15 protein-coding genes are annotated in these 18,214 nt (G+C 71.0%); 11 read left to right on the top strand and 4 right to left on the bottom strand.

Features of this window, described 5'->3' with window-relative positions; all coding sequences use genetic code 11:
* The first annotated feature begins 229 nt into the window (after positions 1-229).
* Positions 230-1,138, top strand: a complete 909-nt coding sequence (locus CP984_RS37540) for a glycoside hydrolase family 19 protein (protein WP_030177644.1) — start codon at positions 230-232, stop codon at positions 1,136-1,138.
* 83 nt (positions 1,139-1,221) lie between these two features.
* Here CP984_RS37540 and CP984_RS37535 read toward each other — a convergent pair whose 3' ends face one another.
* A complete protein-coding gene (locus tag CP984_RS37535; RefSeq protein WP_003985283.1) occupies positions 1,222-2,121 on the bottom strand; it encodes an aminoglycoside phosphotransferase family protein in 900 nt (299 codons plus the stop codon).
* 211 nt (positions 2,122-2,332) lie between these two features.
* Here CP984_RS37535 and CP984_RS37530 point away from each other — a divergent pair, with 211 nt between their 5' ends.
* The 7 genes from CP984_RS37530 (at position 2,333) to CP984_RS37500 (ending at position 12,787) form a co-directional block, all read left to right on the top strand.
* Positions 2,333-4,561, top strand: a complete 2,229-nt coding sequence (locus CP984_RS37530) for an ATP-binding protein (RefSeq protein WP_003985282.1) — start codon at positions 2,333-2,335, stop codon at positions 4,559-4,561.
* A 470-nt stretch (positions 4,562-5,031) separates the two neighbouring features.
* Entirely contained in the window at positions 5,032-5,997 is a 966-nt protein-coding gene (sbnA, locus tag CP984_RS37525; protein WP_003985281.1) for a 2,3-diaminopropionate biosynthesis protein SbnA, read from the top strand.
* Positions 5,998-6,013: 16 nt separating this feature from the next.
* Entirely contained in the window at positions 6,014-7,015 is a 1,002-nt protein-coding gene (gene sbnB / locus CP984_RS37520; RefSeq protein WP_003985280.1) for a 2,3-diaminopropionate biosynthesis protein SbnB, read from the top strand.
* Positions 7,012-8,883 (top strand): FAD/NAD(P)-binding protein, encoded by a 1,872-nt coding sequence (locus tag CP984_RS37515; protein ID WP_226048746.1) that lies wholly within the window; start codon positions 7,012-7,014, stop codon positions 8,881-8,883. The genes sbnB and CP984_RS37515 overlap by 4 nt, the downstream gene beginning before the upstream one ends.
* Entirely contained in the window at positions 8,883-10,097 is a 1,215-nt protein-coding gene (locus tag CP984_RS37510) for a trans-sulfuration enzyme family protein (RefSeq protein ID WP_030177649.1), read from the top strand. The genes CP984_RS37515 and CP984_RS37510 overlap by 1 nt, the downstream gene beginning before the upstream one ends.
* Entirely contained in the window at positions 10,094-11,434 is a 1,341-nt protein-coding gene (locus CP984_RS37505; RefSeq protein WP_003983071.1) for a benzoate/H(+) symporter BenE family transporter, read from the top strand. The genes CP984_RS37510 and CP984_RS37505 overlap by 4 nt, the downstream gene beginning before the upstream one ends.
* A gap of 144 nt (positions 11,435-11,578) precedes the next feature.
* Positions 11,579-12,787, top strand: a complete 1,209-nt coding sequence (locus CP984_RS37500) for a M20 metallopeptidase family protein (RefSeq protein WP_100246608.1) — start codon at positions 11,579-11,581, stop codon at positions 12,785-12,787.
* Between the two features lie 34 nt (positions 12,788-12,821).
* Here CP984_RS37500 and CP984_RS37495 read toward each other — a convergent pair whose 3' ends face one another.
* On the bottom strand, positions 12,822-13,400 hold the full coding sequence (locus tag CP984_RS37495; protein WP_030177660.1) for a TetR/AcrR family transcriptional regulator: 579 nt from the start codon (positions 13,398-13,400) through the stop codon (positions 12,822-12,824).
* A gap of 110 nt (positions 13,401-13,510) precedes the next feature.
* On the opposite strand from CP984_RS37495, the gene CP984_RS37490 reads away from it, so the two are divergent.
* The 3 genes from CP984_RS37490 to CP984_RS37480 all read left to right on the top strand — a co-directional run bounded on the left by CP984_RS37490 (position 13,511) and on the right by CP984_RS37480 (position 15,590).
* Positions 13,511-14,032 (top strand): nuclear transport factor 2 family protein, encoded by a 522-nt coding sequence (locus CP984_RS37490; RefSeq protein ID WP_003983074.1) that lies wholly within the window; start codon positions 13,511-13,513, stop codon positions 14,030-14,032.
* Between the two features lie 11 nt (positions 14,033-14,043).
* The gene (locus CP984_RS37485) at positions 14,044-14,952 is read left to right on the top strand and encodes an NmrA family NAD(P)-binding protein (protein ID WP_003983075.1); all 909 of its coding nucleotides are present in this window, start codon (positions 14,044-14,046) and stop codon (positions 14,950-14,952) included.
* Positions 14,953-15,047: 95 nt separating this feature from the next.
* Positions 15,048-15,590 carry a GNAT family N-acetyltransferase gene (locus tag CP984_RS37480; RefSeq protein WP_003983076.1) on the top strand — a complete coding sequence of 181 codons (543 nt, stop codon included), beginning with the start codon at positions 15,048-15,050 and terminating at the stop codon, positions 15,588-15,590.
* A 352-nt stretch (positions 15,591-15,942) separates the two neighbouring features.
* On the opposite strand, the gene CP984_RS37475 is transcribed toward CP984_RS37480, so the two are convergent.
* Together CP984_RS37475 and CP984_RS37470 are read right to left on the bottom strand one after the other, a co-directional pair.
* On the bottom strand, positions 15,943-16,665 hold the full coding sequence (locus tag CP984_RS37475; RefSeq protein WP_030177662.1) for a maleylpyruvate isomerase family mycothiol-dependent enzyme: 723 nt from the start codon (positions 16,663-16,665) through the stop codon (positions 15,943-15,945).
* Between the two features lie 39 nt (positions 16,666-16,704).
* Complete coding sequence (locus tag CP984_RS37470) at positions 16,705-18,015, bottom strand: S1 family peptidase (protein ID WP_306464362.1); 1,311 nt, start codon at positions 18,013-18,015, stop codon at positions 16,705-16,707.
* Positions 18,016-18,214 lie beyond the last annotated feature (199 nt).

Here is an 18,214-nt window from a genome sequence, read left to right as displayed (position 1 = left end):
CGCCCCCACGTACGGGCTCTCCTGTGGCCGCTTCGCGAACTCTGGTCAATCGTCTAGCAATCAATCACCTGTCCGTACATCATCTTGACTGGTTCAGACCAAACGGGTTGAGTACCTGCACCTGTCGATCGCGTCCGCCAAGCGGAGCGTGATCCTCGATGCCCGTCGCGCGTCGGACCGTCCGTCGCCGATCCCACGCGGCCCTGCCGCACTGAGGAGTGATCAGGTGTTGCTGAAACAGCGTGTCGCCGCCGTGCTCTCGGCCGCCTCCTGCGTCACCGCTCTGTCCGCCGCCGCCCCGCACGCCGTCGCCGCGCCCGTCTCCGGGGCCGCGGCGTCCGTCGCGAGCTGCAACTTCACCATCTGGACGGCCGGTAAGCCGTATGTCACCGGCAACATCGTGAAGTACACGAACGGCCAGTACTACCGGGCCACGCACGACAACCCGGGTTACGACCCGGTCATCAGCACCTGGTACTGGGAGCCGTACAACTGCGGCGGCGGGACCAACCCGTCCGGCGACTTCGTGGTGAGCGAGGCGCAGTTCAACCAGATGTTCCCGAACAGAAACCGGTTCTACACGTACAACGGGCTGAAGGCGGCCCTGAGCGCGTACCCCGGCTTCACCAAGACCGGGAACGACACGATCAAGAAGCGGGAGGCCGCCGCCTTCCTGGCCAACGTCGGCCATGAGACGGGCGGTCTGGTCCACATCGTGGAGCAGGACACGAACAATTACCCGCACTACTGTGACCCGAACCGGCCGTACGGCTGTCCCGCCGGACAGGCGGCCTACTACGGGCGCGGGCCGATCCAGCTGAGCTGGAACTACAACTACAAGGCGGCGGGTGACGCGCTCGGCATCGACCTGCTGCACAACCCGAACCTGGTGCAGAACGACGCGGCCGTGGCCTGGAAGACGGGCATCTGGTACTGGATGACGCAGCGCGGCCCGGGCTCGATGACGCCGCACGACGCGATCGTCAACGACCGCGGCTTCGGCGAGACCATCCGCAGCATCAACGGCTCCATGGAGTGCAACGGCGCCAACCCCGGTCAGGTACAGAGCCGGATCAACTCCTACCAGAAGTTCACCCAGATCCTGGGCACGAGCACCGGCGGCAACCTGAGCTGCTGATCCCGTCCCGGCACGGCTGACTTCCCGCCCGCCTCGTCCGTCCCGCCCCGGCCGGCCGGACGGGGCGGGCGTGTTCGATGGCCTCAGCGCTCCTCCAGCACCGCCCGGATCACATGCCGGGCGTTGCCCGCCATCGCCGGGTTCGTCTCCCGGTAGTACGGCAGCGCGATCAGCGCCTGCGAGAGCGTACGGGCCCGGCCGCGCGCCCACGTCGCGTCGTCCACGCCCAGCGCCTCGCGGAAGACCTCCCGTGCCCCGGCCGGCAGCAGGTTCCACGCCGGGAACAGATCGCAGGCCGGATCGCCCGCCCCCGTACACCCGAAGTCGATCACCGCGGTCAGCCTGCCGCCGCCCACCAGCAGATTGCCCGGCATCAGATCGGCGTGCAGCCACACCGGTGGGCCGTCCCAGGCCGGGGCCCGCACCGCGTCCTCCCACACGGCGGTCACTGCATCGCAGTCGACGCCCTCCTCCGGGATTCCGCGCAGCTCCTCGATCGCCGCCCGCGTCGGCGCGTCGAGCGCGGCGAGCGGCCCGCCGCGGTAAGCCGCCGGGGCCCCGGGCAGCGCGACGCCCCGCATCGCCGCCACGAATCCGGCCAGGTCCTCGGCCAGGAACACGGGTTCGTCCAGCGCCCCAGCGACCGGGTTCTCCCCGGCCAGCCAGCGGTACACCGACCACGGCCACGGATATCCCTCGGCGGGCTCCCCGGCGGCGAGCGCCTCGGGGACGGCCACCGGCAGCCGGGGCGCGAGGCGGGGCAGCCACTCCTGTTCCAGCGATACGTCCGCGGCGCCGCCCCGCGTCAGCGGCAGCCGTACGGCCATGTCGTCCCCCAGCCGGAACATCGCGTTGACCGTGCCTCCGGATGGGAACCGCCGCACCGGCAGCTCCGCCCATCGCGGGAACTGCCCGGCGACCAGCCGCCGTACGAGGCCGTCGTCGACGGGGTGCGGACCGGGAGGCGTCTGCCCTGGGCTCATGGGGTGCTACCCGATCACCGGACGCCCTCCCGCGTCAAACGTTTTTTCGGCCCATACGTGCAGCTCAGAAGCCGTTAGGGCTGGCCGTGGGCGCTCGGCGTGATCTTCACTCACATGGGTACGAATGCGCGCTGCTCCCATCCGCCGCTCCGGCGCCTCGCGACACTGGGGAAGCCACTCGGTGTGACGGCAGTGGAAGGTGGTGGCGACTGTGACGACGGAACAAGATTCGAACAACCGGGACCGGGGCCCGATGGTGGCCGGTGTGCGCAACGAGGTGTCCGCGCCGGTCGAGGGCCATGTGGTGCAGGCCGGCGTCGTCCACGGAGACGTCCATCTGCACCCCGTACGCGAGCGCGGGCCCGTACCGCACCAGCTGCCCGCCGCACCGCGCCGCTTCACCGGCCGGACCGGCGAACTGACCGCGCTGACCGCCGCGCTGGACGAGGCGGCGGAGTCGGGCACCACCGTGATGATCTCCGCGATCGGGAGCACCGGCGGCATCGGCAAGACCTGGCTCGCCCTGTACTGGGCACATCAGCACGTCGACCGGTTCCCCGACGGCCGGCTGTTCGTGGACCTGAGGGGCTTCACCCCGCTCGGTGAACCGATGCCCACGGCGGAGGCGGTCCGCGGCTTTCTGAACGCCCTCGGTGTGGACCCATCCGGCGTACCGCCCGACCTTGACGCGCAGGTGGGCCTCTACCGCAGCCTGGTCGCCGACCGGCGCATGCTCATCGTGCTGGACAACGCCCGCGACACCGCCCATGTGGCCCCGCTGCTGCCGGGCGGTCCGGCCTGCACGGTGCTGGTGACCAGCCGCCGTCACCTGGCCGGGCTGGTCACCACCCACGGCGCCCGCTCCCTGGACCTGGACGTGCTGTCCGAGGCCGAGGCCCGCCAGTTGCTGGCCGATCACCTGGGAGCCGAGCGGATCGCCGCCGAGCCCGAGGCGGTACGCGCGTTCCTGACGTGCTGCGACGGGTTGCCGCTGGCGCTGAGCATCGTGGCCGCCCGTGCCACCACCCACCCCGGCTTCCCGCTGAGCGTGCTCGCCGAGGAGCTGCGGGACCACGCGACCCGGCTCGACGAACTGGACGCCGGCGAGATCCCGCTGAACCTGCGCGCCGTGTTCTCGTCCTCGTACCACGCGCTGTCCTCCGAGGCGGCCGTGCTGTTCGGGCTGCTCGGCCTGGCACCGGGCCCTGACATCAGCCTGCCCGCCGCCGCTTCCCTGGCCGGGCTGCCGACGGCTCGGGTCCGCGCGCTGCTGCGGGAGCTGGAAACCGCCCATCTGGTGTCCCAGCCGACGCCCGGACGCTACCGGCTCCACGACCTGATCCGCCTCTACGCCTGCGACCAGGCCCACCTCCACCAGGCCGAGGACCACCGCGACAGCGCGCTGCGGCGGCTGGTGGAGTTCTATCTGCACACGGCCCACACCGCTGACCAGCTGCTCGATCCGCACCGCGAGTCGGTCGTCCTAAGCCCGCCCGCCCAGGGCTGTCTGCCCCACCCGCTGCATGACAAGGCCAAGGCGCTGGCGTGGCTGGACGTCGAGCACCCCTGTGTGATGGCCGCTCAGCGTCTGGCCGTCGAGCGTGAGTGGCACACGCTGGTGTGGCAGCTGGCGCCTACCCTCCACACGTACCACTGGCGGCGCGGCCTTCTTCCCCATCAAGTGGCCGTCGCGCAGGCGGGACTGACCGCTGCCCTGCGCCTGGACGATCCGGCCGCCCAGGCGCCGGCGCACCGCCTGCTCGCCGAGTCCTGCGCGCTGGTGGGCCGGCACACCGAGGCGCTCGAACATCTCCAGGAGTCCCTGACCTTGGCCGAGAGCGCCCACGACCTGCCGAGCCAGGCCCATACGCACCGCGTGCTCGGCTGGTCCTGGGGGCAGCAGGGCCGTATCGGGCCCGCGCTGGACCACGCGACCCGGTCCCTGGGCCTGTTCCAGACGATCGGCGACGAGGAGTGGGAGGCCCGCGGGCTCAACCAGTCCGCCTGGTATTCCGCGCAGTTGGGCCACTACGAGCAGGCGGCGGCCTACGGCGACAAGGCGCTGCTGCTGCACCGCCGCCACGACAACGGCAACGGCGAGGCCCTGTCGCTGAGCGTCCACGCCTACCTGGGCCTGTGCACGGGCCGGTACACCGACGTACTGGAGAACGGCCGGCGCGCCCTGACGCTCTTCCGCGAGATCGGCAACACCTTCCACGAAGCCGTGCTCCTCGAAGGCATCGGCCAGGCGCACGCCGCCCTGGGCCAGGCCGTGCAGGCCGCCGAAGCCTGGCAGCAGGCGTTAGAGCTGTACCGGACCCAGCACCGTTCGGACGAGGCCGAGCGTCTGCAACGCCAGCTCGCCGAGCTCGCCGGGCGGGAGACCGGAGGCGCGAACGGGAGCGCCACCGCAGACCACCGTCCGCCCCGGGGCACGTAAATCCGCCCCCAAAGCGTCAACAATGAGCAAAAATCCGGGCGGGACCGAAGGATGCCCCACCGGGTCGACGCAACACCCCGCCCCGCCGGGCGAGATGACGGCGCAACCCCGCTCCTTACTGGGCTGTACGCCTCCTTCCGCCGAGCGCACCGCCCGGAAGCGGAGACTCCCCTCCCCTGCTGAACGGCCGGTTCCGCCACCGGTATTCACGGGAGTTGACTTTTCAAACACCGCGATCGCTGGAAAAGATCTTGTAGCAACAGGTATCTTTTCGGCAAGGCGTCGCCATCGCGGTTCTACGGGGGACAACGGGGCGGCCTACGGGGGAACGGAACGGGGGAACTTCCAACTCTTCTGCATGCCTTGATCACCACGTGTGACCACGATTCCGCATGCGTTTTCACCGGACGAATCCGGCAGCTGCGCATGCCCGCATTCCAGCACCTTGGATTCCAGTGATAGCAGAAGAAGTGTACGACCTGATCCCGGATGATCTCTTCATCCGGGCCGACGAACTGGTACCGGGAAGCTCGGTCTTCCTGAAAATCGAGGGCCTCAATCCGGCCGGCTCGGTGAAACTCAAGACGGCCGTGGCGCTCGTCGCCGAGGCCGAGAACACCGGCCGTCCCTTTCCCGCCACCCGGCTCATCGAATCCACCTCCGGAAATCTCGGGGTGGCGCTCGCCATGGTATGCGCGGCGAAAGGGTACGCCCTGACGTGCGTGACCGATCCCAACGCCAACGCCCAGTCCGTGCGCCTCATGGAGGCACTCGGCGCCGAGGTCGTGGTGATCGACGTACGCGACGGCAACGGCGGCTATCTGCAATCCCGCATCAACTACATCCACGAACGCCTGCGGCGGGAACGGAACACGTACTGGCTGAATCAGTACGCCAATCCGGCCGGCCCGCGCGCCCACCGGGAGCGGACCGGGCGCGCGCTCGTCGAGGCGCTCGGCCCGGTCGACTACGCCTTCATCGGCGCCGGGACGACCGGCACGCTCATGGGCTGCGCCGCGTACCTGCGCGACCACAGCCCGGCGACCCGCGTCATCGCGGTCGACTCCCTGGGGTCGGTCTCCTTCGGCGGCCCGGCGGCCCGGCGGCACATTCCGGGGCTGGGCACCAGCCGCCGCCCGGAGATCCTCGACGAGAAACTCGTGGACGACGTGGTGCTCGTCCCCGAGGACGAGGCCGTGGAGATGTGCCGCCGCTTCGCCGGGCAGCGGGGGCTGCTGCTCGGCGGCTCCACCGGCACCGTACTGGCCGCGGTACGCAAAGCCGCTCCGGACATTCCGCCGGGCAGCGTCGTCGCGGCGCTCTCCCCGGACTTCGGGGAACGGTATCTCGAAACGCTCTACGACGACGTATGGGTGGCCGAACGCTGGCCGCACCTTCTCGATCCGGAAACGGAAATGGACCAGGCGCGCGCCTGAGAACAGGACTTTCGGCATGTTCACCTTCGACGTGGTGCCGGGCGACTCCGTACTGAAGATCCTGCGCGACCGGCGCGGCGAGGTCCTGGACCTCGTCGCCCGGACCTACCGCAGTCATGAGGCCGGTGCGACGGTCAACCCGGACAGTTATTTCCTGCGGTTCCCCGAGAAGCCGGACTCGCGCATCATCGCGCTGCCCGCCTTCCTGGGCGCGGACGTCCAGATGGCCGGCATCAAATGGATATCCAGCTTTCCGCGCAACACGGAGAACGGGGTGCCCCGCGCCTCGGCCGTGCTCATCCTGAACGACTACGAGACGGGTTATCCGATCGCGATCCTGGAAGCAGCGAACATCAGCGCCGCCAGGACCGCGGCCTCGGCCGCCGTCGCGGCGACGGCCCTGCGCCCGGACGGGTACGAGGGCAGCCGTATCGGCGTCGTCGGCGGCGGCGTCATCGCCCGCAACATCTGCGACTACCTGCACGCCGCCGGCTGCGCTCCGGACGCCTACGTGGTCCACGACCTGCACGAACCGTCCGCCCGGGCGCTCGCCGGGCACATCGGCGACACCCAGGGACGCCCCGCGACCGTCACCGGTGACCTGGAGACGGCGCTGGACGCGGAGACCGTGGTGTTCGCGACGACCGCGCTGGAGCCGTACGTCCACCGGCAGTTCGAGGCCGGGCAGCTGGTGCTGAACATCTCGCTGCGCGACCTGGCCCCGGACGTGATCCTGGGCGCGCAGAACGTCCTCGACAACGTCGAGCACTGCATGAAGGCCAATACGTCGCCCCACCTGGCCGAACAGCTCACCGGCAACCGCGACTTCGTGGCCGGGACGCTGGCCGGGGTGCTCGACCAGCAGGTGAAGCTCACCGCGGACCGGCCCGTGATCTTCTCGCCGTTCGGGCTCGGCGTCCTCGACCTGGCCGTGGGCGCCTTCGCCCTCCAGCAGGCACGCGCCGACGGTACGGCCGTCAGCGTGCCCAACTTCTTCGGGGAGACGCGCCGGTGGTGACTTCCGCACCCACACAACGCCCGCCCGTCCTCGCCGTCGTCGGCATGGGCCCGCGCGGCCTGGGCGTCCTGGAACGCCTGGTCAGCCACTGTACGGAACGGCCCTTCCCGGTCACCGTCCACCTCATCGACCCCCAGCCGCCGGGCCCGGGGTTCCACCTCGCCGACCAGCCCGACCACCTGCTGCTGAACACGGTGTGCTCGCAGGTCACCGCGTTCGCCGATCCGCGCATGGTGGACGGCCCGACCGCGACGACCGGCCCTGGCCTGTACGAATGGTGCCGGTCGCGCGACCTGCGCCTGGCGGCCGACGGCTACACCGTACGAGAAGGCCGGGGCCGGGAGATCGAACCCAACGACTACCTGCCCCGGCGGCTTCTGCACACCTACTTGACCTGGGCCACCGACCGGATCCGGGCCGCGGCGCCCGCATGCATGCGGCTGGTGTGGCACCGGTCCACCGCGCTCGACATCCGGCCGGGCGCGGCCGGGCGAGAGAGCGTCCTGCTCCCGGACGGCACGGCCATCGACGCCGACGCGGTCTTCGTCACCGTGGGACACCACTCCCTGTACCACCCGGAGCGGACCATGGCGGAACCGCGCCTGGTGTCCCGGCCCTACCCGCTGCCCGATGTGCTCGACGGCATCGCTCCAGGTGAGCGGGTGGCCGTCCTCGGCATGGGGCTGACCGCGATGGACGTCATCGCGTCGCTGACGCTCGGACGCGGCGGCCGGCACGAGCGGATATCCACCGCAAGCAGCGGTCTTCGGTACATACCCGGCGGCCGGGAACCGCTGATCGTCCTGACGAACCGTACGGGCCTGCCGTCCCGCAGCCGCCCGCACCTCAACCCCGGCCGGCTGCGCTTCGTACCGCTCGCACTGACCGAGGCGGCACTCGACGCGCGGCGGGCGGCCCGGCCCGGCGGCCGGCTGGACTTCGCCGAGGACGTCCTGCCGCTGATCGAGGCCGAGATGGAGCTCGCCTACTACCGCACGGTGGCCGGCGGGCAGCTGGACGACTTCGCCGCGGCGGGCGCCGAGTTCGCGCGCCGCGCCGAGCGCTCCGGCTGGCGGGCGCTGCTCAAGGAGAGCCGCGAGCGGTACGGGCCGTACCCCCTGCGGGGCGTGCTCGGCGTGCGGGCGGCGGAGGGCCCGTGGGCCGACACGCAGGAGTACGCGCGGTGGTTCGCCGGCCAGGTGGCGGACGACCTCGGCGAAGCCCGTACGGGACTGGGCCGCAGCCCCCTCAAGGAGTCCCTGGAGGTGCTGCGCGACCACCGCGACGTGCTGCGCGCCGTCGTCGATCCGCCGGGGCTGGACGACGCCTCGCTGGACCTGTTCTTCGGCACGTTCACCGCCACCGTCAACCGGCTGGTGATCGGCCCCCAGCTGGACCGCTCCGCCGAACTGCTCTCGCTGCTCGACGCGGGGGTCCTGCGGCTGGGCCCCGGGCCGCGCCCCAAGGTCCTCGCCCCGTCCGGCAACGCCGCGTCCTGGCGGCTGGAGTCCACCTGCCTGGAGCGGCCCGAGACCGTCGAGGTCGATCATGTGGTGGCGGCGCACGTCGCCGAACCGCCCGCCGACCAGTTGCCCGGCTCGCTGCTCGGCACGCTCGTCGCGGCCGGCCGGGTCGTCACCCTCGCCCAGCGCGGGGGCAGCGCCACCGGCCTGCACGTCACCCGGGACGGCTGCGGCATCGACCCCGCCGGAAGCGTGCAGCCCCGGCTGTACTTCCTCGGCCCGCACACCGAGGGCTCCAGCTACTACAACCACTACGTTCCGTCCCCCGGCGCCCCTTCGCGCGCGCTGCGGGACGCCGAACTCGCCCTGCGTACCGCACTCGACCAGCTGACTGCGAGGCCCTGATGAACGTCCGTGACACCTTCACCCCCTGGCGGCAGGACTACCGCCCGGCGACCCGCGCCGCACAGGGCGACGGCTGGCGCTCGCCGGCCACCGGGTCCATTCCCCCGCCCATCGAGCTGGGCGCGACGTTCGCGCGCGACGAGCGATACCGCTCGCCCGCCGGGCTGGCGTACCTCCGCGACCAGGGGACGCCCGGCTACGAGCAGGTCGAACAGGTCGTGGCGGGCCTCGAAGGCGGCCGGGACGCGATGGTCTTCTCCTCCGGCATGGCCGCCGCGACCGCGGTGTTCCAGGTGCTGCCCGCCGGTGCGCGGGTCGTGGTGCCGCGCACCATGTACTTCGGGCTCACCAAATGGCTCGCCGAGTTCGGCGGCCCGCGCGGGCTCGATGTCGTATCCGTGCCGATGGACGACCTGGACGCGGTGGCCGCCGCGGTGGCGGCGGCGCCGACCGCGCTGCTGTGGGCGGAGTCCCCGGCGAACCCGACGTGGCTGGTCACCGACCTCGCGGCCTGCGCCGACATCGCGCACCGCGCCGGGGCGCTGTTTGCCGTGGACAACACCGTGCCGACACCGGTGCACACCCGGCCCTTCGAGCTGGGCGCCGACTTGATCATGCACTCGGGCACCAAGTACCTCAACGGCCACACGGACGTGGTGGCCGGATTCCTCGTCGCCGCGCCCCGTCCCGACGGTGCGGCCGACGAGGCCCGGGAGGCGCTGTGGGAACGGCTGCGCCTGCACCGCCGGCTCACCGGCCCGATCCTCGGCCCGCTGGAGACGTACCTGCTGATGCGCGGCATCCGTACGCTCTTCCCGCGCATGCGGCAGATATCGGCCACCGCGCAGGCGCTGGCCGAGCACTTCGCCGAGCATCCGCACGTCAGCCGGGTCGCATACCCCGGGCTGCCCACCGATCCCGGCCACGTGATCGCTTCCCGGCAGATGCGCGGCGGCTTCAGTGGCATGCTGTCCCTGCACGTCAACGGCGACTGGCAGCGTTCCCTGCGTACGGCAGAGAACTGCGAACTCTTCATCCGGGCAACGTCCTTGGGCGGGGTGGAGAGCCTGGTGGAACACCGTTACACCTTCGAGGGGCCGGGCAGCACCTCCCCGAAGGACATGATCCGCCTGTCCATCGGCCTCGAAGACGCGGCCGACCTCGTGGCCGACCTGGAACAGGCACTGGAACGCGCCGCAAAGGAAGAGCGTTGAGTTCGGACACCACAAGCTCGGACACCACAAGCCCGGGCACCACAGGCTCGGACACCACCGGTTCGGGCACCACCCCCCACACCCAGCCGACCGGCGACGGGACCGCCACCACCACCGGTGGCCCGCCGCCGGACGGCGCACCGGCAGCACGGCCGAAACTGTTCCGCGACGCCTCGCTGTCGGCGGTGCTCGCCGGATTCGTGGCCGTGGTGGTGTCCTACTCGGGGCCGCTGGTCATCGTACTGGCGGCCGCCAACGCGGGCCACCTGGACCGCGCCCAGACCAGTTCCTGGGTGTGGGCCATCTCCATCGGCAGCGGCATCACCTGCATCGCGCTCAGCCTGCGCACCCGTATGCCGGTCATCACCGCCTTCTCGACCCCCGGCGCGGCGCTCCTGGTCACCAGCCTGGGCGCGTACTCGTACGCGGAGGCCATCGGCGCCTTCCTCGTCACCGGGGCCGTCATCACGCTCGTCGGGCTGACGGGCGTGTTCGGGCGGCTGATGCGGCAGGTGCCGACGGCGGTGGTGTCGGCGATGCTCGCGGGCATCCTGTTCTCGTTCGGCACCGGGGTGTTCACATCGCTGAAGACCGCGCCGTGGATCGCCGGCGCGGTGCTGGTGGTCTACCTGCTGGCCAAGCGCTGGATCGCGCGGTACGCGGTGCTGCTCGCGCTGGCCGCCGGGGTGGTGTGCAGCGCGGTCACCTCGCGGCTGGACATCCATGTGGACCACATCGAGCTGGCCAAGCCGGTGTTCACCACTCCGGCGTTCTCGGTGGGCTCGCTCATCGGCATCGCCGTACCGATGATCCTCGCCACCCTGGCGTCGCAGAACGCGCCCGGCATGGCGGTGCTCAGCGCGTCCGGTTACGAGCCCAAGGACCGGCTGCTGATCGGCTCGACGGGCCTGGCGTCCACGGCGCTGGCGCCCTTCGGCTCGCACGCGATCAACCTGGCCGCGATCACCGCGGCGATCTGCACCGGCCCCGAAGCACACCGCGACCCGCGCCGCCGGTACGTGGCCGGTGTCTCCTGCGGCTTCTTCTACCTCCTGATCGGTGCGTTCGGCTCAACGCTCGTGGTGCTGTTCGCGGGCCTGCCCAAGGAGCTGGTCGCGGCGGTGGCCGGTGTCGCGCTCTTCGGCGCGCTGGCCGGGGGCCTGACCGGCGCGGTCAAGGAGGAGAAGGACCGCGAGGCGGCACTGATCACGTTCCTCGCCACCGCTTCCGGCGTCACCATCGCGGGGATCGGGTCGGCGTTCTGGGGGCTGGTCTTCGGCGTCGTGGCGCACCTGGTGCTGACGCGGATGCGTACGGGGCGGAAGGCGGCGGCTTAGCCTACGGGGGGCGTGGGGCGCGCGGGCACGTACGGAGCGTACGTACGGCCCGCGCACCACCGCCGTGCGTCCGCGCACCCGGCCGCCGCCCTGGCCCGCAGGGCCCTCTGGCCGTATGGGCGGCGCGATCTCATCATGGGTCCCATGGGAGACGACCGCGACAGCACGCTCCTCGAAGACGCCCGGCGGCTCCTGCCGCGGATCACCGCCGTACGCCGCGAGATCCACCGGGCGCCGGAGCTGGGCACCACCCTGCCCCGCACCCAGCAGACCGTCCTGCGCGAACTGTCCGGCCTGCCGCTGTCCGTCGTCCCGGGCGACCGGCTCACCTCCGTCACCGCCACGCTGACCGGCGCGCGGCCCGGCCGGACGATCCTGCTGCGCGCCGACATGGACGCCCTGCCGCAGACCGAGGAGACCGGGCTCGACTTCGCCTCCGCCACACCGGGCGTCATGCACGCCTGCGGGCACGACACCCACACCGCCATGCTGCTCGGCGCGGCCCGGCTGCTCGCCGCGCGCCGGGAGCGGCTGGCGGGGCGGGTGGTGTTCATGTTCCAGCCCGCCGAGGAGATCTGCGAGGGCGCGCTGCCCATGATCGAGGACGGGGTGCTGGAGACGCCGGAGGGCCGGCCGGTGGACGCGGCGTTCGCCCTGCACATCACCACCCGGCATCCGTCGGGCACCGTCCACCTGCGGCCCGGCCCGCAGTCGGCCGCCGCGGACATGCTGCGGATCACCGTACGCGGCCGGGGCGCACACGCCGCCGCGCCCTACCGCGGCCTCGACCCGGTGCCGGTGGCCTGCGAGATCGTCCAGGCACTGCAGACGATGGTGACGCGTACGGTCAACGTCTTCGAACCGGCGGTACTCAGCGTCACCCGCGTCACCGCCGGTACGGCGTCCAACATCATCCCCGACACGGCGGAGATCGCCGGCACCTTCCGCACCCTGTCCGACGCCACCCGCAAGACGGTCCGCGACGGCATCCTGCGGGTGGCCGACGGGGTGGCGGCGGCCCACGGCCTGACCGCCGACGTGGAACTGCCGGACGTCACACCCGTGGTGAGCAACGACCCGGACTTCACCGGACTGGTCACCCGCGCGGCGACCGCCCTGCTCGGCCCGGAGCGGGTCCGTACGCTGCCGCACCCGATCATGGGCGCGGAGGACTTCGCCTTCGTACTGCAACGCGTACCGGGAGCCATGGCGTTCCTCGGCGCCTGCCCACCCGGCCAGACTCCCGGCCAGGTCCCTGACAACCACTCCAGCCGGGTCGTGTACGACGAGGCGGCGCTGGCTGTGGGGGCGGCGGTGCATGCGGGGGTGGCTGTGGGGTGCCTGCGGGGGTAGTGGGGCGTACGACTCGCGTACGGCCTGACAGCCGCTACCCGCCCAACACCTTGGCCACGTGGGCCGCCAGGTCCGCCCGCACGCGTTCACCCGTCAGCCCTTCCGTACCGGCCAGGTGCTCGACCAGGTCGGCGCGGGTGGCGGCCAGCAGGGCATGTGCGGTGAAGCCGCTGTCGGCGTGGCCGGGCAGGCGGTCCAGGGTCTGCCGCAAGGTGGTGTGCCACCACCTGTAGTACTCCGTCTGATACGGGCTGCCGCTGCCGGCCTCCTCCAGCGCCAGGGAGAGGTGCCGGTTGGCCAGTTTGAATTCGAGGATGGCGTCGAGCAGGGCGGGGACGCGTTCGCGCGGCGGAGTGCCGGGCCCGAGCGGCGCCGGGCCTTCCTCGACGGCCTGACGCAGGGGCTCGATGCGCGCCTCGACAACCGCCCGGATCAGACCGGTGCGGTCACCGAAGCGGCGGAAGAGCGTGCCCTTGCCCACTCCGGCCGCCGCCGCCACATCGTCCATGGACACGCCGCGGGGGCTGTCGCTGCGGGCGAAGAGGTCGTCGGCGGCGGCCAGTACGGCCTCCCGGTTGCGTACGGCGTCCACGCGTTCCTTGCGTGCGCGCACGGCCTCGTTGCTGGTCACCACGTCACCCCTTGATAAGCGGACCGATAGTCCGTATGTTGTGCGCAGGTTGAAACGGACCCGCGGTCCACATCGTAGAGGAAGGGATCCTCATGCCCGATTCCGCACCCGCATCCGCACCCACTTCGGCACCCGCACCCGCACCTTCTGCGCAGCTCCCCGCATCCGGCCGCCCCTACGGGCCGCTCTCCCCGGCCGACCTGTTCCACCACGCCACGCGCCTGCTGCTGGCCAAGGACATGGACGGCTGGATCGCCCTGTGCGCCGACGATGTGCTGGTCGAGTTTCCGTTCGCGCCGCCCGGCTATCCGACGAAGCTGGTGGGGCGCGCTGCCCTGGCCGACTACCTGGGCGACTACACGGAGCACATCGATCTCCGCGACATCCCCCACCTGAAGATCCACCTGACCGACGCCCCGGACACCGTCATCGCCGAAATGCAAGCCACCGGCCACATCGTGGCCACCGGCGATCCGTACGACCTCTCCTACATCGTCGTCATGACGGCCCGGAACGGCCGCATCACCCACTACCGCGACTACTGGAACCCGCTCGCCGTACCGGCCTCCATGAATGCGGCGAAGTCGTCGCCCACCGAGCCCACCGCACCGTGAGGAACCCCTTCATGACCACAGCCGAGACGCACCACCACCACCCCACTGTCCTGGTCATCGGCGCCTCCGGCACCACCGGCAGCCGGGTGGTGGCCCAACTGGCCGCACTGGGCTGCGAGGTCCGGGCCGCGAGCCGCCGGGCGGCTCCGCGGGAGGCTGCGCGCCGGGCGACTCCGCAGGGCGGCATCCGACCGGCCCGATTCGACTGGTACGACCCGGCCACGTACGCCGAGGCCCTGCGCGGCGCGGATGCCCTCTACCTCGTACCGCCCATCGGGGACCCGGACCCGGCGGCCGTCATGCTGCCCTTCCTCGACCGGGCCCGCACGGCCGGGGTGCGGCGCGTGGCGCTGCTCAGCTCCTCGGCCATCCCCCGAGGAGGCCCGGCCGTCGGCCGGGTGCACGACGCGCTTCCCGGACTGTTCGACGAGTGGGCCGTGCTGCGGCCGTCCTGGTTCATGCAGAACTTCACCGGGGACCACCTGCACGCCCGCAGCATCCGTACGGGCGGCGTCATCGCCACCGCGACCGGTGACGGCCGCGTCGGATTCGTGGACGCCGACGACATCGCGGCTGTCGCCGCACGCGCCCTGACCGACCGGACCGCGCCCAACACCGACCTGGTACTCACCGGCCCGGAGGCCCTGAGCTACGACGCGGTGGCCGCCATCATCACCCAGGTCACCGGCAGGCCCGTCACCCACCGGCGACTCAGCGTCCAGCAGGTGCGCGACCACCTCGCCGCCGACGTACCCGCGGACTTCGCCGCGCTGCTGGCCGACCTGGACCGCTCCATTGCCGAGGGGGCGGAGGACCGCACCACCGATACGGTCGAGCGCATGACTGGCCGACCGCCCCGGAGATTTGCCAGGTTTGCGGAGGTGGAATTGGCGAAGGCGGCGGAGCTGAAGACGCGGTAAGGAGGCCGGGGCGGGCTGGGCTCCGGCTTTACGGCTGGCCGCCTCTGTGCCCAATTGGATTGCCGTCGGCCGTCCCGGTCGGATAGGAAACTCGCATGCTACGAGGCAACAAGGTCGGGCTGCGGGCCCGGCACGAGGACGACATACCGGTCCTGCGAACCGAGTTGTACGACGACGTGGTCAACTCGTCGCGGGCCGAGGGCGGGCCATGGCGGCCGATCACGCCCGGCTCGAAGGACCCGCGGCTCGTGGTAGACGACAAGGAACAGGGCCACGTCCCGTTCTCCGTGGTCGAACTGGACGGCAACACGCTGATCGGATCGGCGACGCTGTGGGACATCGACACCCACAACCGGTCCGCGCACGTCGGACTGGGCCTGCTGCCGGCCTGCCGCGGCAAGGGATACGGCACCGACGTGGTCGCGGTGCTGTGCCACTACGGTTTCGTCGTACGCGGCCTACAGCGCCTGCAGATCGAGACACTCTCGGACAACACCGCAATGCTGCGCTCCGCCGAACGCAACGGCTTCGTCCGCGAGGGCGTACTGCGCTCATCGGCGTGGGTGATGGGCGAATTCATGGACGAGGTGCTGCTGGGGCTCCTCGCCCAGGACTGGAAGCAGGAATCGAGGGCTTAGCCGCTCGCGTTCCGGCTTTTATCGGGGGCGTGGAGCTGCATCTGATCAGGGCGTGAAGCTGCACCTGGTGGGCGCTACGGCTCGGGGGGCGGCAGAAGCACGGTCGAGGGTGCGGGCGTCCGCGTACCTCAGGAAGCCTTGGCCATGATCTGCGTGCGCCATATCGGCACTACGTCATCCGTCGGTTGGGGAGGCGCGCCGTACCGGTCACAGTCATTCATTTGGTGGCCATGGCGTGGTGCCTATGCCGTACTCAGATGCGCTGCCAGCGGCAGCTCGAACCCCCGGCCCAACGGTCCGAACTCCACGCGCCACGATGCAAGATCGTTCCAGGCCCGCGCCGACGGATCCCTCAATCTGCCGGATCGGGCGGCCAAGGCCCCAGTTCCGGCAGGCGGGGGTCGGTCGTGCTCAGGCCCGCATCGACACCGCGCCCAGCCATCCAGGCCGCAAGGTCACGCACCGCTCCGGAGACCTCAACGGCCCTCCCTCTGCCCAGAACTTGGGTGAACTCCTCGTCCGTGGCCCGCAAGACCAGCCGCATACCGGCCGGGGTACGCCCCGACAGGAAGTCCAGAGCGTGCAGGGCGAAGTCCACCGACCAGTCGCGAGGGCGATAGCCGACCCGGAGGTCAACGGCATGGATCTCGGCCTCCCGCCACCGCGCCGGCGCGGTATCCAGCACCGTGGCACGGCGGAACCGGACCGCGCGTCGCCAGTCCGCTGCCGTCAGCCGACTCCACACATCTTCCAGAGCCCGTTGCGCCAGTTCGAGTTCCTCATACAGCTCCGCCAAGGGCCGTGCCGCACCCCGCTCGATGGACCGGTCGCGCCCTGCCTGGCCGCCGTCATACATGTCGACCACCTCACCCTGCACAGCTGCCAGCGCCTGCCGCTCGAAGGCACGGGCGTTGTCGGCGAGATGCTGGAGAACATGTCCCCGGCTCCACCCCGGCAGGGCAGAAGGTGCGTCTTTCTGCCGGTCATCGAGATGATCGACCAGTTCAAGCACCCGGGCATGCGCTTGCGAGACTCGAAGCACCCATTCGTCAGGATCGATCAGCGAGTTGGCCACTGTCGCAGCCTAGCTATTGATCCACTTCCGATACACGCCCTAGCTGCCAGCGTTGGACGCTCCGATCTCGGCGCCCGTCGCCTCCAGAGCCTTGGTCACCGGCTGGAAGAAGGTCTCCCCTCCCTGTGTGCAGTCGCCACTGCCGCCCGAGGTGAGCCCCACGGCAGCGTCCTCGGAGAACATCGCCCCGCCGCTGTCTCCGGGCTCCGCGCATACGTCCGTCTGTATCAGCCCGTTGACGATGTCGCCGTTGCCGTAATTCACCGTGGCGTTCAGGCCGGTGACGGTGCCGCCCGACAACCCGGTCGTACTGCCGGACCGCTGCACCCGCATCCCCACGGCGGCCTCCGCGGCCCGCGCTATTCGCTGCCTGCTGCCGTTCTGGAGATCCACCGCGCTCTCCGGTCGGGCGCCCGGATCGTCGTACTTCACCAGGGCGAAGTCGTTCTCGGGGAACTGGGCGTCGGCCACTGTACCCAACCGCTGCGTCCCCGCCTGATCGGCCGACCAGGTCGCGGAACTCTTCCCGCAGTGCCCCGCCGTCAGAAACGCCGGAGCACCCTGAACGGTGACGTTGAACCCCAGCGAGCACCGAGCATTTCCCCCGAAGATGGCACTGCCCCCTACGGGCAACGCGCCGCCCTCACCCCCGCCGCCACCTCCCCCACTGTCGCCGCCACTACCACCGGCCGCACCACCATCGCCCCCTCCAGCCCCACCGTCGGTGCCTCCGATACCCCCACCGCCCCCACTACTCCCCCCGACTCCTCCGTCGCCACTCCCTCCGGCCCCGCCGGCTCCCCCCACACTTCCGCCGCCGTCATAGCGCCGGAACTCCCCCGACGACCGCTTCACGCTCGCCACACCACCGCCCAGTGTCTCGACGGCCTTGGTGAGGGCGGCCAGCTTTTCGCCGGTGACCGTGCGATCGGCGGTCACCGAGACGCGGTTCGTGCGTGGGTCGATGGACCACGCGGTGCCGGGTATGGCCGCGCTGTCGCGCAACGCCCGTGTCGCGGCCTGAAGTTCACTCATACTGTTCCGTACGACCTTCGCCACCGCCCCTTCCGCCTCGACACGCCTCGCGTCCTCCGCCGACAGGACGTTCATGACGAGCCGCCCTTTCCCGGCGTCCAGGTACCAGCCCGCTGTCCGGTCAGCGCCGAGGTCCGTCTTCAGCGACGACGCGACCCGTGCGGCCGACTCGGAGGAGAAGGTGCGCGGTGACCGCGGCTGCTCCGGACTCGCGTTGGCCTGCGGCAGCACGATCGCCGCCGCCAGGAGGGCGGTCGCCGCGCCGCCGACGAGAACGCCGGTCCGCTTGTTGACGTGCCGATGGCTCTTGCTCACGTATCGGTGGCTCACTTCACTGACCTCCAGCTGGACCGCGGGGGGAGCACACAGGAGAGAGCGCGGAGATGGCGCGTGGTGCCGCGGTCGGCTCCCGTGCACGGTGGGCACCCAGTTCTACGGAGGCCGCGATGGCCCGGCTCAACCCTCCTCGTAACGCAATGAATTCCGCTCCTCCAGCACACCGGCCCCTTACACT

Origin of the sequence: Streptomyces rimosus (genome assembly GCF_008704655.1) — a bacterium.
Taxonomy (GTDB): Bacteria; Actinomycetota; Actinomycetes; order Streptomycetales; family Streptomycetaceae; genus Streptomyces; species Streptomyces rimosus.
The sequence above is the reverse complement of the archived record's forward strand: the minus strand, read 5'-3'. Positions and strand labels throughout refer to the sequence as shown.

What these genes read in the sequence shown, in the direction of transcription:
- CP984_RS37535 (WP_003985283.1), bottom strand. Translation starts at nt 2,121, where the DNA reads ATGAGCCCAGGGCAGACGCCTCCCGGTCCGCACCCCGTCGACGACGGC.
- sbnB (WP_003985280.1), top strand. Translation starts at nt 6,014, where the DNA reads ATGTTCACCTTCGACGTGGTGCCGGGCGACTCCGTACTGAAGATCCTG.
- CP984_RS37510 (WP_030177649.1), top strand. Translation starts at nt 8,883, where the DNA reads ATGAACGTCCGTGACACCTTCACCCCCTGGCGGCAGGACTACCGCCCG.
- CP984_RS37500 (WP_100246608.1), top strand. Translation starts at nt 11,579, where the DNA reads ATGGGAGACGACCGCGACAGCACGCTCCTCGAAGACGCCCGGCGGCTC.
- CP984_RS37490 (WP_003983074.1), top strand. Translation starts at nt 13,511, where the DNA reads ATGCCCGATTCCGCACCCGCATCCGCACCCACTTCGGCACCCGCACCC.
- CP984_RS37485 (WP_003983075.1), top strand. Translation starts at nt 14,044, where the DNA reads ATGACCACAGCCGAGACGCACCACCACCACCCCACTGTCCTGGTCATC.
- CP984_RS37480 (WP_003983076.1), top strand. Translation starts at nt 15,048, where the DNA reads ATGCTACGAGGCAACAAGGTCGGGCTGCGGGCCCGGCACGAGGACGAC.